Raw genomic sequence first — 13,200 nt, 5'->3', positions numbered from 1 at the left:
TGCTGGACGGGTGCGGCCGGGCATCCGTCTTGACCGGTTGCGGTCGGCCCCGGGCGTCCCCGGGGCCGACCGCCCTTTCTGGGTGACCGGGCTGCTGTCCCCTGCCGTCCGGTCACGCGCGCTGGGGCGAGGTCCCACGACGTACTTGCGGTACGTCACACGCCCCAGCGAAGCCACGCGTGGTTTTTTCGGGCCCGCCCCTGGCTGGCACGGACAACGGGACCAACGAAGGGGTGTGGGAGCCGGTCACGCGCCGTACGGGTGAGAGCGGGCCCGAACTCAGATGCGGTGACGCACTCGGATACGCGAGCGCACGTCGATCCGCGAGCGTGCACTCGGGTACGTGAACGCGCCCCGCCCCCGGTCCGCGTGCACTCGGGTACGTGAACGCACCCCGCCCCCGGTCCGCGTGCACTCGGGGACGTGAACGCACCCCGGTCCACACGCTCAGATACGGCCCCTGCACAGCTCCAGCATCGTCATCGCCAGCGCCGTACCCGGCTTGCCCAGCGCGTCCCGGTAGTGGCCGAGCACCTCCATCTCGCGGGCGAGGTTCACGCGGCGGCCCCCCGAGCCGATCCGGGCCTCCTGGATCACGGCCGAGACGGCCATCCGTTCCTGGATCAGGCCGATGATCCGGTCGTCGAGGGCGTCGATGCGCTCGCGGGCGTCGCCGATGAGCGCGGCGGCCTCGTCGGTGCGGGCGCCGGTCTTCTCGGTGTGGGTCATGGCGGTCATGGTGGGGCTCCTCGGGTGTCGTTGTCGGATGCCCCGGAGCGACATCGCCCGGAAACGACAGAACGCCCCGGGCCTTGTCGGCCCGGGGCGCCTGGGAAGTCGCTTGTCAGCTAAGCAACACGACCATGGCAGCCGGTCGGGCCGGTGCCATAGGTAAAGACGAAGGTCGTGAGCGTGCGCATGGCGACAGTATGGACCCCCGCCCGGGGGCCGGGCCAAGCCGGGTTCGGATGGTGAGACGAAAAGCGACTCCGGCGCGCCGGTAGAATCGACAAATAGCCCCCTTCGGGGGACCCCCTCCCTACCGCCGGAAGGCCGCCGTAGTGTCATCAGCGACTCCCGCTGCCGCGCCCGACGTCACCAACCCGGACGTAGTCCTCGTTGTCGACTTCGGCGCCCAGTACGCCCAGCTCATCGCCCGACGCGTCCGTGAGGCGCGGGTCTACAGCGAGATCGTCCCGTCCACCATGCCGGTGGCCGAGATGCTGGCCAAGAACCCGAAGGCGATCATCCTCTCCGGCGGCCCGTCCTCCGTGTACGCGGAGAACGCCCCGCGTCTCGACCGCGCTCTCTTCGAGGCCGGTGTCCCCGTCTTCGGCATGTGCTACGGCTTCCAGCTGATGGCGACCACCCTCGGTGGCACCGTCGACAACACGGGCGCCCGTGAGTACGGCCGGACGCCGCTGCACGTCTCCAAGGCCGGATCGACCCTCTTCGAGGGCACCCCGACCGAGCAGTCCGTGTGGATGTCGCACGGCGACGCCTGCTCCGCCGCCCCCGAGGGCTTCACCGTCACCGCCTCCACGGACGTCGTGCCGGTCGCCGCCTTCGAGAACGACGAGAAGAAGCTGTACGGCGTCCAGTACCACCCCGAGGTGCTGCACTCCACGCACGGCCAGCAGATCCTGGAGCACTTCCTCTACCGGGGCGCCGGCATCGAGCCGACCTGGACGACCGGCAACGTCATCGACGAGCAGGTCGCGGCCATCCGCGAGCAGGTCGGCAACAAGCGCGCCATTTGCGGTCTGTCCGGCGGCGTCGACTCCGCCGTGGCCGCCGCGCTCGTGCAGAAGGCCATCGGCTCCCAGCTGACCTGCGTCTACGTCGACCACGGCCTGATGCGCAAGAACGAGACCGAGCAGGTCGAGAAGGACTTCGTCGCCGCGACCGGCATCAACCTGAAGGTCGTCGACGCGCAGGAGCGATTCCTCACCGCGCTCGCCGGCGTCTCCGACCCGGAGACCAAGCGCAAGATCATCGGCCGTGAGTTCATCCGCGTCTTCGAGCAGGCGCAGGCCGAGATCGTCGCCGAGTCGGCGGGACACGGCGAGGACGTCGCGTTCCTCGTCCAGGGCACGCTCTACCCGGACATCGTCGAGTCCGGCGGCGGCACCGGCACCGCGAACATCAAGTCCCACCACAACGTGGGCGGCCTCCCCGAGGACCTGGAGTTCGAGCTCGTCGAGCCGCTGCGCCAGCTCTTCAAGGACGAGGTCCGCATGGTCGGCCAGGAGCTCGGCCTGCCGGAGGAGATCGTCCAGCGCCAGCCGTTCCCCGGCCCCGGCCTCGGCATCCGTATCGTCGGCGAGGTCACCAAGGAGCGCCTGGACCTGCTGCGCGAGGCCGACGCCATCGCCCGCGAGGAGCTGACGGCGGCCGGCCTCGACCGCGACATCTGGCAGTGCCCGGTCGTGCTGCTCGCCGATGTGCGCTCGGTGGGCGTGCAGGGCGACGGCCGTACCTACGGCCACCCGATCGTCCTGCGCCCCGTCTCGTCCGAGGACGCCATGACGGCGGACTGGACGCGGATGCCGTACGACGTCCTGGCGAAGATCTCGACCCGGATCACCAACGAGGTCGCCGATGTGAACCGTGTGGTGCTCGATGTGACGAGCAAGCCGCCGGGCACGATCGAGTGGGAGTAGTACCTCCGGTAGCTCCCGTACGCGTGTGAAGCCGCCGCCCCCACCATCCGGGGGCGGCGGTTTCGTCGTGTTCGGTGCCTCGGTGCCTCGGTGCCTCGGTGCCTCGGTGCCTCGGTGTCTCGGCATCTCGGCGTCTCCGCGTCTTCGGTGTGTGATCTCTCTGGTCAGTTGCACGGTCCGGCGTTACCTTCCCGCGCATGAGCGAGACACCGGCCCCCGTACCCGCCGATCGGCTCCATGTCGCGATGCCTCCCGTCCACGGGACCGTCGAGGAGGAGCGGACGTACCGCAAGCAGAGACTCGCGGGCGCGCTCAGACTCTTCGGACGGTTCGGGTACGAGGAGGGCGTCTCCGGTCATGTCACCGCCCGGGACCCCGAGTACGCCGACTGCTTCTGGGTGAACCCCTTCGGCGCGCCCTTCGACGAGCTGACCGCGAGCGACCTCGTCCTGGTCAACGGCGACGGGCAGGTCGTGCTCGGCGGCGCACCCGTGAATCAGGCCGCCTTCGCCGTCCACGCCGAGGTCCACCGGGCCCGGCCCGATGTCGTCGCCGTCGCGCACAGCCACTCCATCCACGGGCGGGCGCTCGCGGCCCTCGGCGAGCTGATCGAGCCGATCACCCAGGAGGCCTGCGGTTTCTACCAGGACCACGCGCTCTACGACGCGTACACCGGGGTGGCCGTCGACCGGGAGGAAGGGCGGCGGATCGCTGCAGCCCTCGGCCCGTACAAGGCGATCGTGCTGCGCAACCACGGGCTGCTGACCGTAGCGTCCTCGGTCGACGCGGCCGCCTGGTGGTTCATCGCGATGGAGCGGTGTGCCCAGGTGCAGCTGGCCGCGCGGACCGCGGGCAAGGCGGTCCAGATCGGCCACCGGGAGGCGGTGGCCACCCGTGAACAGCTCGGCACCGACCTCGCCGCGTGGATCAACTACCAGCCGCTGTGGCGCAGGATCAGTGGTTCGGAGCCCGAACTGCTGTCGTAGAACGTGGCTGTGACGTGCCTTAACTGTCCTTACGTCAATGTGATGACGGTTCAATCACTCTCGCGCGGGGCGCTCGGAGCAGTCGAGAGGCTCTCCGGTGCGACACAATTCCCTGGACTCAACGGCCAGTTGACGGACGAATCGGGAAGTGAACGCCGTGGCGGTGCAAGAGGCGAGACAGTGCGGTGACCACGCGGGGTGCGCAGAGGGCGGGCGCGCGGGTCACCGACGTGCCGTCGCCGCCTTCCTCGCCCGACGGGACGAGCTCGCCGCCGGCCACGGGGTGCCCGCGGCCCTCGCGCACTCGCCCGTCGCCTCCCGGCAGTGGGTCTCCGACGAACTCGCCCAGTCGGCCCGTACCGTCGCCGCGCGCGACCGCGAGGCCGGCGACGCCTGGCTCCGGCGGGTCCGCCGGGCCACCCTCGGCGCCGTGTGGGGTGCGGTCCTCGCCCTGCTCCTCGGGCAGGCGCTCACCGCGATCGGCGCGGGCTGGACCGGCGCGCGCACGGCCGGCCTGGTCGCCGCCCTCCTCCTCGCCGTCCCGCTGACCGGCGCGGCCCATGCCCACCGAGCGCGCGGCGGGGTCCTCGCCCCGCTGATCGGGGAGGACAACCGGCTCTCCACCTCCCGCGCGGTCGCGGCCGGCTGGCTGCTCTTCGCCGTCTACGCCGTGCTCTTCCTCGCCCTGCGCCTGGTCACCGGCGCCGACCGGACCGGTCTCGGAATCTCCCGCGGCGCCGGGCTGCTGACCGTCTTCGCCCTGACGTCGGCGGTCGCCGTCGCCACCCGCCGGATCGTGTGGGTACGGGTCATGGGGCAGCGCCTGCAGAAGGTCCGCGCCGACCGCCCCCGCGCCGCCGACCTCGTCTGCGACGACAACGGACGCGCCTGCCCCACGGACCTCGCGTACGTCCTGGTGTCCGGCGCCGTCCTCGTCCTCGGCGCCGTGCGGTTCGGCCGCGAACCCGACCGGCTGCCCGGCCTGCCCTGGTCCCTGGTCCTTTTGGTCGCCGTGGCGGCGGCCGGCTATCTCGCCGCGAAGTGCGTCGAGGGCGGGCGGCCGGCCCTCTTCTCCGTCGTCCGCTCCCGCGAGGCGGGCGACCTGGACGCACCGATCCGTACCGGTGACGACATCGAGATCCGGGGGGCCGGTTTCGTCCCGGCCGGTGCCGCAGGACCGGACCCGTTGACCCGACTGGTCGTGCGCATCGGATCCGTCCACGCGCACGTCCCGCTGGTCCCCGTGCCGGGCGGCTTCGCCAACCCCACGGACACCTCCCTGACCGTCCCGCTGCCCGTGGACGTGGAGCCGGGGCAGGTCGAGGTGTGGGTGGTGACTGCCTCGGGCGTGGAGACCAACCGGGTCACGATCGACGTCGTCGACTGAGCCGATCGGGCTCGCCTGAACTCCCCACGTGTTCCTCGCGTATCCCCATACAGGGGGTCCGAGGACAATCGGTTCTGCGGACGGACAGTGGCGCGGGAGAGGCAGGCCGACGATGTCAGAACGAATGCACAGGGCGACCGGGACGTACGGGAACGGCGGGTACGGCCGATCCGGCCGGCTCGCCGGCTGGAAGGAGACCGGCTCGCGGTACGCCCTGCTGCCGCTGAGGCTCTTCCTCGGAATCACCTTCATCTACGCCGGGATCGACAAGCTCACCGACTCCGCCTTCATGTCCGACACGGGCAGTGGGTCCATCGGCGAGATGATGCGCGGCGTCCGGGACACCTCGGCCATCCCGGCCATGGTGGACATGGCCCTCAAGAACCCCGTCGGATTCGGCTACGCCATCGCGTTCGGCGAACTCGCCGTCGGCATCGGGACGCTGGTGGGCCTGTTCGCCCGGCTGGCCGCGCTCGGCGGGGCGCTGATCTCCCTGAGCCTCTGGCTGACGGTGAGCTGGCAGGTCAACCCGTACTACTACGGGAACGACCTCGCCTACCTGATGTCCTGGCTGCCGCTCGTGCTCGCCGGGGCCGCGTACTTCTCGCTCGACGCCGTTCTCGGGGAGCGACGGCGTACCCGGTAGGCGACCCAGGTCGCCAGGGCGGCCGTCCCCAGGCCGCCGAAGAGGACCGGGACCACCTCGTACCACGGGGTGGTCCAGGCACCCGAGGCGTCGCCCGCGTACATCGCGGTGAGCGCCAGGGCGGTGGCGCCGGCGATCAGCCGGCCGGGACGGAACTCATGAAGCAGCACGGGTGACCTCCACCTGTCCGAGACCGACCTCCAGCGAGAGGTCGACCGTGCCCGCCGGGGCGGTGCCCTTCGGCGGGGCGAGCGTCCGGGTCACGTCGCGGTCGGGCGCGATGTCGATGTCGCCGGGGGCCTGCTGCGGCAGCTGGAGATCGCCAAGACCCACCCGGGCCCGCAGCTTCACCGTGACGCCCTTCGGGACGATCACCTCGAGCTTTCCTGCCCCGACCTCGGCCTCGGTGCCGACCGTCTTCCCGGCGGGGACCGCGAGACGGGACAGATCGAGCGTGCCGACGCCCGTGCCCAGTTCGTAGCGCGGCTGTACGGCGGCGACCGACGCGGGCTGCCAGGTCGTACGGACCCACTCCGTGGAGATCTCCTTCGGCAGCGCCGCCGCCACCGCGAGCAGGCCCGCGGTGACCACGGTCAGGAAGATCGTGCCGAACCCGGTCCGGCCCAGGAAGCTGCTGATCACCAGGCCGAGGCCGAACACGCCCAGAGCGGCGACCAGCCCGATCTGCAGGGCGGTGCCGAGCGGATTCGTGTCCCAGGACAGGCCCGTGCCCAGGCCGCCGGCCAGCAGCGCGAGCAGGAAGACCGGGCCGCCGATGGAGCGCGGCCCGCGCCGGACCGCCGAGGCGGTGGGCCGTCGGCCGGCAGCCGGTCCGTCCGTGCCCCACTGGCTGCCGGGCACCGGGATCTCGCCGTTCTCGAGCCGGCCGTCCTTGTCCACCACGCCGTGCGGGCCCCAGAGATAGCCGACGGCGATCCTGCCGGTCGAGCCGTCCTTGACTATGGGGTCCTTCCACCAGGACGGGAACTCCACCAGCGGTGGGGCCTTCGCCTCAGGCGGCGCCTCCGCGACGGCCTGCGCCGTAGCCGCGTCCATCCGGCCCTCGGCATCACCGCCGACCGCCTGCATACGCCGCTGGGACCAGACCGCCGCCCCGCACACCGCTATCGACAGCATCATCGCGAACGCCAGCGTCCCGCCGTTCCCGAGCATCGAGAGGAAGATGCCGCAGCCCACCAGCGCCATCAGCACGGCCGCGAGCGCCGCCCCGTCGACCCGGCCCGAGAGCAGCCTGCGGCCCTCGTTCTCCTCCTCGCCCGCGAGCGGGAGGAGCAGCCATGCGAAGCCGTAGAAGATCAGCCCGATGCCGCCGGTCACGGACAGCACGCCCACCGCGATCCGGAAGATCACCGGATCGAGATCGAAGTGCCGGCCGAGGCCGCCGCACACTCCGGCCACGACCTTGTGCCGCCGCGAGCGCCGCAGGGGCGCGACGGGCGGGGCCTCCGCCGACGGCGGGGCCTCCGCCGACGGCGGGGCCTCCGCCGACGGCGGGGCCTCGTGGTGAGAAGGCGTCGAACTCGTCATGCGTCCATGGTGACGGCCGGTGCCCCGCCGCGGCACCGGGGCCGACCCTGGCGCGACCCTGATATTCCGCAGGCGGTCCACCCCGAGAAACTCCTAGGGGCCGCGTCCTGGGGGCGATCTCAGGGCAGACCCTGATGTCCACGCCCGACCGGACGTGTGACGATCGGTTCATGCCCGCAACCGCCCGTGTCACCGAGACCGACGAACCGCCCGTGCGCAAGCTCTATCGGAGCGCTGACGGCCGGTGGCTCGGCGGTGTCGCGCGCGGCCTCGCGGGACATCTGGGGCTGCCCGTCGTCTGGGTCCGCGCCCTGTTCGCGGCCCTGCTCCTCGCGGACGGCCTCGGCGCCCTGCTGTATGCGGTCTTCTGGATCGTCGTCCCGCTCGGTGTCGGCGGCCGCTCCACGCCCCGGCCCGTCTTCGAGACCACCGCCGACGGCCGGCGCAGGCTGCGCAAGCCGGACCGCGGCCAGGTCTTCGCGCTCATCGCGCTCGCCATCGGCGCCGCGATCTTCGCGGGGAACATCGACTGGGGCAATCGGACCGACCGCTATGTCTGGCCGACGCTCCTGATCGGTGTCGGCGTGGTGCTCGTCTGGCGGCAGGCGGACAACGCCCGTCGGGCCAGCTGGACCGAGACCGGCCGCCGCCGGCGCACCCTGCAACTCGCCCGCGGCTTCGCCGGAGTCGCCCTGGTCGGCATGGGGCTGACCGTCTTCATGGTGGTCCGCGGCTCCGCGGCCCAGCTGGGCACGGCACTGACCGCCGCGATAGCCGTGCTCACCGGTATCGCCCTGCTCGCAGGGCCCTGGCTGGTGCGGATGTCGCAGGACCTCTCCGAGGAGCGGACCATGCGTATCCGCGCCCAGGAGCGTGCCGAGGTCGCGGCCCATGTCCATGACTCCGTACTCCACACACTCACCCTGATCCAGCGGAACGCGGACGAGCCCGGCGAGGTGCGCCGACTCGCCCGAGCCCAGGAGCGGGAGCTGCGGAACTGGCTGTACAAGCCGGAGGGCACGGGCAAGGACGAGGGGGAGGAGCCCGAGACCCTCGGCGAGGCGGTGAAGCGGGCGGCCGCCGAGGTCGAGGACAAGCACGGTGTCCCGCTGGAGGTCGTCGTCGTGGGCGACTGCCCGCTCGACGAGAAACTGGTCGCACAGATGCAGGCCGCGCGCGAGGCGATGGTGAACGCCGCGAAGTACGGTGGCGAGGGCGGGGCGGTGCAGGTCTACGCGGAGGTGGAGGGCCGTTCGGTCTTCGTCTCCGTGCGGGACCGGGGGCCCGGCTTCGACCTCGATTCCGTTCCCGCCGACCGGATGGGCGTACGAGAATCGATCATCGGCCGGATGCAGCGCAACGGCGGTTCGGCCCGCCTGCGGTCGGTGCCGGGCGGAGGCACCGAAGTGGAGCTTGAGATGGAGAGGGCGGACGCATGAGCGACGAGACCGGAACCGGGACGACGGGGGCGGAGACCGTGGAGCGCCGGGTACGGGTCGTGCTCGTCGACGACCACCGGATGTTCCGCACGGGCGTGCAGGCCGAGATCGGCCGGACCGATGTGACCGGGGTCGAGGTGGTCGGCGAGGCCGCCGACGTCGACCAGGCGGTCACGGTGATCACCGCCACCCGCCCCGAGGTCGTCCTGCTCGACGTGCACCTGCCGGGCGGCGGCGGAGTCGAGGTGCTGCGCCGCTGCGCGAGCCTGATGTCGGCGCCCGAGGACCCGGTACGGTTCCTGGCCCTCTCGGTCTCCGACGCGGCGGAGGACGTGATCGGCGTGATCCGGGGCGGCGCCCGCGGCTACGTCACCAAGACGATCACCGGCACCGACCTGGTCGACTCGATCTTCCGCGTCCAGGAGGGCGACGCGGTGTTCTCCCCCCGCCTGGCCGGCTTCGTGCTCGACGCCTTCGCCTCCACCGACGCCCCGCCGGTGGACGAGGACCTCGACCGGCTCACCCAGCGGGAACGCGAGGTGCTGCGGCTGATCGCCCGTGGGTATGCGTACAAGGAGATCGCCAAGCAGCTCTACATCTCGGTGAAGACGGTCGAGTCGCATGTCTCGGCGGTCCTGCGCAAGCTCCAGCTGTCCAACCGCCACGAGCTGACCCGCTGGGCGACCGCCCGCCGACTGGTCTGAGGCGCGAACAGCCCCAGCGGGTGTCTTGCCGATCGGGCCGGGCTCGCGACCGATCGGCAAGACACCCCTAGGAGCCCGCCTTCTTCGTGGCTTCCTCGGCGAGTCGGCGCTTGGCCTCGCTCCAGTCGATCGGGAGTCGCTCCACCGGCACCTCCCAGAAGGTGAAGGTGGAGTCGCGCATCGTCGCGCGCAGGCCGCTCATGATCGAGCGGTGGGGCTCGGCCCGGGCGTAGGCGTACAGGGCGTTGCGGTCCTCCCAGGCCGAGAGGGTGTAGAAGGTCCGCTTCAGGGGCTGGGCGATCAACGAGGCGCCCAGGGCGCCCGGCGCCGACTTCACCTGGCGCCAGGCACTGAGCGATCGAAGGAAGAACCGGGGCACGTCCTTCAGGGAGCGCACCTCGAAGCGGGAGGCCATGACCTGCGCCTCGGTGCCGGCGCGGGCCTGATTCGGGACGGTCCAGGGGAGCGTGGGCATGGCGTGTCCTCTCCACGATTGGATAGTGGCACTACCTATAGTAGATAGCGCCACTATCCAAAGGTCAAGGGATTACGCCCTCACAGCACCCGTGTCGCTCCCGCGAACGGCATCTCGTCGATCGGTGCCACCCGGATCGGAGCGCCCGGCCGGGGCGCGTGGATCATCTGCCCGCCGCCGATGTACAGCCCGACATGGCTGATGCCCGAGTAGAAGAACACCAGGTCACCCGGGGCCAGTTCGGAGCGCGACACCCGCTGCCCGGCGTTGATCTGCGTGTATGTCGTGCGGGGCAGCGACACTCCGGCTGAGCGCCAGGCCGCCTGCGTCAGGCCCGAGCAGTCGTACCCCGACGGGCCCGTCGCCCCCCACACGTACGGCTTGCCGAGCTGGTCCCTGGCGAAGGAGATCGCCTGAGCGGCCCGCCCGTTCGGCGCCGTGACCGGGCCGCGCGCCTCGCCGGCCCGGTCGGCCCGGTCCCCCGCCTCGGCGAACCCTCCGGAGCCGTCACCACCCCGTCCCGAACGGGTCGCCGCCTCGTCGTACCGCGCCCGCTCCTCCGCGGTCAGCCGGGCCAGCAGGGTCCGCGCCTCCTCGAGCTTGCCCTGCACGGCAGTCTTCTGCCGCCGCAGCTCGGCCTCGTGTCCACGCAACTGCGTCAGCCGCTCCGTCGACTCGGCGCGCAGCTGCGCGATCCCGGTGAGCTCACGCCGTACCGAGGTGATCGCCGTCGCCTGCCGCTCCCCGGCCTTCTCCGCGAGCGCGGCGCGTGCCAGGTACTCGTCCGGGTCGGAGGTCAGGGCGAGCTGTACGGCGGGATCGAGACCCCCGGAACGGTACTGCGCGGCGGCCGTCGAGCCGAGGGCGTCGCGGGCGGTGTTGAGGCGCTCGGTCCTGCGGGCGGCCTCGTCGCGCAGCCGGTCGAGCGCGCCCCGTGCCTCGTCCACCTTCTCCTTCGCCCCGTTGTACTTCTCGGTGGCCACCTCGGCCTCCTGGTACAGCCGGTCGACCTTCGCCTTCACCTGCGCGGGGGTGAGCCTGGGCTCGGCCTGCCCGGAGCCCTCGAAGAGTGTCGCCGTGGCCGCGGAGGCGAGGGCGAGCGTGGCGGCGGTCCGTGCCGCCTGGCCACCGAGGGGTGAGTTCCTGGGCTTGCGGTGAGCTGCCACGAGGGCGGGTCACATCCTCTCCCTGTGGGGGGCGATGCCCACCGGGTCCGGCGATGGACCGCACAGGGGAGACGGCCCACCGCCGGATTTCTCGGCGGGGGCGGCCGACTGCCGCCGGAAGAACCGACGGTGGTGGGGAGCCGGCCACCTGGAGGAGGACGCTAAACCTCGGCGTGACGGCGGGGAGGGGAGTTGACCGCTATTGGCGCCAGTTGGCGCTCCGGGACCGTTCGCTTCCCGGGTGGGCGGCGGATGGGTGCCCTGATCCGGCCCGCCCGTGACCGATGCGCCGGACCGGCTGGACCCGGCCGAACAGCGGTGCTACGGCCCGGTTAGGCTCCGCCCCATGGACGTACTCATCAATGTCTTCGTCGCCCTGCACATCATCGGAATCGCCTCACTTCTCGGCGGATTCCTCACCCAGATGAAGGCGATGGGCGCGGGTACGGCCCGCTTCGTGCCGGCCATGCTGCACGGCGCGCTGACGATGCTGGTCACCGGTGTCGCTCTCGTCGGCCTGAACCAGGCGGACGACCAGGCCGTCAACAACGTGAAGATCGGCATCAAGATGGCGGTCCTCGTCGTCATCCTCGCCCTCGTGTACGTGAAGCGGGACGAGGAGAACGTCTCCAAGGGCCTCTTCGGCGCGGTCGGCGGCCTGACCGTGGCCAACATCTTCATCGCCACGCTCTGGACGTGACGGAGCCGGCTCCGGACGTGACGAAGCGGGCTCCGGACGTCATGAGGCCGGCTCCGGACCCGGCGAGGCCGGCTCAGGCCGGGCGGACGCTCCCGTAGATCGGCATGTAGTAGATCGATTCCTCGCGGACGTTGGCACCCGGCTTCGGTGCGTGGATCATCTTGCCGCCGCCGATGTACAGGCCGACGTGGCTGATGTCGTCGTAGAAGAAGACGAGATCGCCGGGGAGGAGATCCGCCGTCGCGACCCGGGTCCCCACCTCCACCTGGTCCCAGGTGGTACGCGGCAGGTCGACGCCGGCGGACTTCCAGGCGGCCTGCGTCAGCCCCGAGCAGTCGTACGAGCTCGGGCCGGTCGCGCCCCACACGTACGGCTTGCCGATCTGTTGCCGGGCGAACGCCAGGGCCTTCTCCGCCTTCGCCGCGTACGTCGAGCCGCTCGTCCCGCCGGTGGCCGGCGGCTCGGGCTTGTCCTTGGCTGCCTCCTCCTGCCTGCGCCGCTCGGCCTCCGCGGCCGCCTGGGCCGCCGCAGCGGCCTCGGCCTTCGCCTGCTCCTCCGCCTTGCGCCGCGCCTCGGCCTGGCGCTTGCGCTCCAGCTCCGCGAGCCGGGCCTTCTCCTCGGCCGTAAGCCTGGCGAGCAGGGTCCGCGCCTCGGCCAGCTTCCCCTGGACGTTCTGCTTGCTCGCGCGCAGCGTCGCCTGTGAGTCGGTGAGGCTCTCCAGGCTCTTCGTCGCCTCGGCCCGCTGCTTCGCCGCTTCGGCGCGCTTGCCCTCGTAGTCCGCGACCGCGCTGTGCTGCCGCTCGGACAACCGGTCCATGAGGTGGGTCTGGTCGAAGTACGACTGCGGGCTGTCGGCGAAGATCAGCGCGGCGGTCGGGCCGACGGCCCCCGTCCGGTACTGGGCCGCCGCGTACGAGCCGAGCGCGCGGCGGGACTCGTTGATCGAGTCCGTCCGCTTGGCCACGTCGTCGAGGATCCGGTCGACCTTGCGACGCTGCTGGTCGGTGGCCTCCTTGGCCCGGTTGTACTCCTGCGTCGCCGTGCCGGCCTGCCGGTAGAGGTCGTCGACCTTCTTCTGGATCTCCTCCACCGTCGGCTTCGGCGGGGCGGGGGCGGCCTGGGCGCTCTGCGTGGACAGCAGTGTTACGGAGGCTATGGCGGCCGTCGTAACCCCGACGGCGGGGGAGTGCGGACGTGTGCTGCGCGGCTTGCGATGGGACGCCAAGACCGGCATCTCCTTCCGTGGCCGCCGACATGTGCAGGCCCAACTGGCTGGAGACAGGGCCGGGTTCGGCGTGGGCTGCCCGCTCGGCGCGATTCGCCGCCGGAGGGGACGGGCTGCTTGGGCGAGCACGCTAGCCAATTCGTGGGGGCGCTGTGAAGGCCGATGTTCGATATGCCCGATACATTTTCGTGACCTGAAGCGGACTGTCACCCTCCGTAAGAATCCGGTCACTTCGGGAGGTGGCAGCGGGCTGTCAGTGCG

Annotated in this window: 13 protein-coding genes; 7 read left to right on the top strand and 6 right to left on the bottom strand. The window is 71.5% G+C overall.

The genetic code is table 11. The features are described from left to right. Positions 1-447: 447 nt before the first annotated feature. On the bottom strand, positions 448-738 hold the full coding sequence (locus tag ACZ561_RS16445) for a chorismate mutase (protein WP_329117023.1): 291 nt from the start codon (positions 736-738) through the stop codon (positions 448-450). Positions 739-1,061: 323 nt separating this feature from the next. Here ACZ561_RS16445 and guaA point away from each other — a divergent pair, with 323 nt between their 5' ends. The 4 genes from guaA to ACZ561_RS16425 all read left to right on the top strand — a co-directional run bounded on the left by guaA (position 1,062) and on the right by ACZ561_RS16425 (position 5,682). Continuing rightward, entirely contained in the window at positions 1,062-2,663 is a 1,602-nt protein-coding gene (guaA, locus tag ACZ561_RS16440) for a glutamine-hydrolyzing GMP synthase (RefSeq protein WP_470995072.1), read from the top strand. A gap of 197 nt (positions 2,664-2,860) precedes the next feature. Beyond that, a complete protein-coding gene (locus tag ACZ561_RS16435) occupies positions 2,861-3,649 on the top strand; it encodes a class II aldolase/adducin family protein (RefSeq protein WP_470995069.1) in 789 nt (262 codons plus the stop codon). A gap of 157 nt (positions 3,650-3,806) precedes the next feature. Then, positions 3,807-5,036 (top strand): hypothetical protein, encoded by a 1,230-nt coding sequence (locus ACZ561_RS16430; protein ID WP_470995066.1) that lies wholly within the window; start codon positions 3,807-3,809, stop codon positions 5,034-5,036. 124 nt (positions 5,037-5,160) lie between these two features. Continuing rightward, complete coding sequence (locus ACZ561_RS16425) at positions 5,161-5,682, top strand: DoxX family protein (protein WP_470995886.1); 522 nt, start codon at positions 5,161-5,163, stop codon at positions 5,680-5,682. Here the strand turns inward: ACZ561_RS16425 and ACZ561_RS16420 are convergent. Both ACZ561_RS16420 and ACZ561_RS16415 read right to left on the bottom strand, forming a co-directional pair. Further along, positions 5,592-5,852, bottom strand: coding sequence for a hypothetical protein (locus ACZ561_RS16420; protein WP_470995063.1), 261 nt, complete (start codon positions 5,850-5,852; stop codon positions 5,592-5,594). The two genes, ACZ561_RS16425 and ACZ561_RS16420, sit on opposite strands and share 91 nt — an antisense overlap. Beyond that, positions 5,839-7,230 (bottom strand): PspC domain-containing protein, encoded by a 1,392-nt coding sequence (locus tag ACZ561_RS16415; protein ID WP_470995060.1) that lies wholly within the window; start codon positions 7,228-7,230, stop codon positions 5,839-5,841. The genes ACZ561_RS16420 and ACZ561_RS16415 overlap by 14 nt, the downstream gene beginning before the upstream one ends. 170 nt (positions 7,231-7,400) lie before the next feature. On the opposite strand from ACZ561_RS16415, the gene ACZ561_RS16410 reads away from it, so the two are divergent. Continuing rightward, positions 7,401-8,669 (top strand): PspC domain-containing protein, encoded by a 1,269-nt coding sequence (locus ACZ561_RS16410; protein WP_470995057.1) that lies wholly within the window; start codon positions 7,401-7,403, stop codon positions 8,667-8,669. Next, positions 8,666-9,373: a LuxR C-terminal-related transcriptional regulator gene (locus tag ACZ561_RS16405; RefSeq protein ID WP_376445579.1), complete on the top strand. Its 708-nt coding sequence runs from the start codon at positions 8,666-8,668 to the stop codon at positions 9,371-9,373. Before ACZ561_RS16410 ends, ACZ561_RS16405 begins: the two co-directional genes overlap by 4 nt. 67 nt (positions 9,374-9,440) lie before the next feature. Here the strand turns inward: ACZ561_RS16405 and ACZ561_RS16400 are convergent, their stop codons facing one another. Together ACZ561_RS16400 and ACZ561_RS16395 are read right to left on the bottom strand one after the other, a co-directional pair. Continuing rightward, positions 9,441-9,848, bottom strand: a complete 408-nt coding sequence (locus tag ACZ561_RS16400) for a DUF3291 domain-containing protein (RefSeq protein ID WP_470995054.1) — start codon at positions 9,846-9,848, stop codon at positions 9,441-9,443. Positions 9,849-9,928: 80 nt separating this feature from the next. Next, the gene (locus ACZ561_RS16395; RefSeq protein WP_470995050.1) at positions 9,929-11,014 is read right to left on the bottom strand and encodes a C40 family peptidase; all 1,086 of its coding nucleotides are present in this window, start codon (positions 11,012-11,014) and stop codon (positions 9,929-9,931) included. Between the two features lie 346 nt (positions 11,015-11,360). Here ACZ561_RS16395 and ACZ561_RS16390 point away from each other — a divergent pair, with 346 nt between their 5' ends. Continuing rightward, positions 11,361-11,714 (top strand): hypothetical protein, encoded by a 354-nt coding sequence (locus ACZ561_RS16390; protein WP_470995048.1) that lies wholly within the window; start codon positions 11,361-11,363, stop codon positions 11,712-11,714. Between the two features lie 73 nt (positions 11,715-11,787). Here the strand turns inward: ACZ561_RS16390 and ACZ561_RS16385 are convergent, their stop codons facing one another. Next, entirely contained in the window at positions 11,788-12,948 is a 1,161-nt protein-coding gene (locus tag ACZ561_RS16385) for a C40 family peptidase (protein ID WP_470995045.1), read from the bottom strand. Positions 12,949-13,200: the final 252 nt, after the last annotated feature.

This window comes from Streptomyces sp. NPDC039609, from assembly GCF_055596705.1.
Note: the sequence above shows the minus strand (reverse complement) of the source record. Positions and strands in the feature narration are given on the sequence as shown.

Coding starts and splice junctions, on each gene's coding strand:
- ACZ561_RS16435 (WP_470995069.1), top strand. CDS start 2,861: ATGAGCGAGACACCGGCCCCCGTACCCGCCGATCGGCTCCATGTCGCG.
- ACZ561_RS16415 (WP_470995060.1), bottom strand. CDS start 7,230: ATGACGAGTTCGACGCCTTCTCACCACGAGGCCCCGCCGTCGGCGGAG.
- ACZ561_RS16390 (WP_470995048.1), top strand. CDS start 11,361: ATGGACGTACTCATCAATGTCTTCGTCGCCCTGCACATCATCGGAATC.
- ACZ561_RS16385 (WP_470995045.1), bottom strand. CDS start 12,948: ATGCCGGTCTTGGCGTCCCATCGCAAGCCGCGCAGCACACGTCCGCAC.
- ACZ561_RS16445 (WP_329117023.1), bottom strand. CDS start 738: ATGACCGCCATGACCCACACCGAGAAGACCGGCGCCCGCACCGACGAG.
- ACZ561_RS16405 (WP_376445579.1), top strand. CDS start 8,666: ATGAGCGACGAGACCGGAACCGGGACGACGGGGGCGGAGACCGTGGAG.
- ACZ561_RS16400 (WP_470995054.1), bottom strand. CDS start 9,848: ATGCCCACGCTCCCCTGGACCGTCCCGAATCAGGCCCGCGCCGGCACC.
- ACZ561_RS16410 (WP_470995057.1), top strand. CDS start 7,401: ATGCCCGCAACCGCCCGTGTCACCGAGACCGACGAACCGCCCGTGCGC.
- ACZ561_RS16425 (WP_470995886.1), top strand. CDS start 5,161: ATGCACAGGGCGACCGGGACGTACGGGAACGGCGGGTACGGCCGATCC.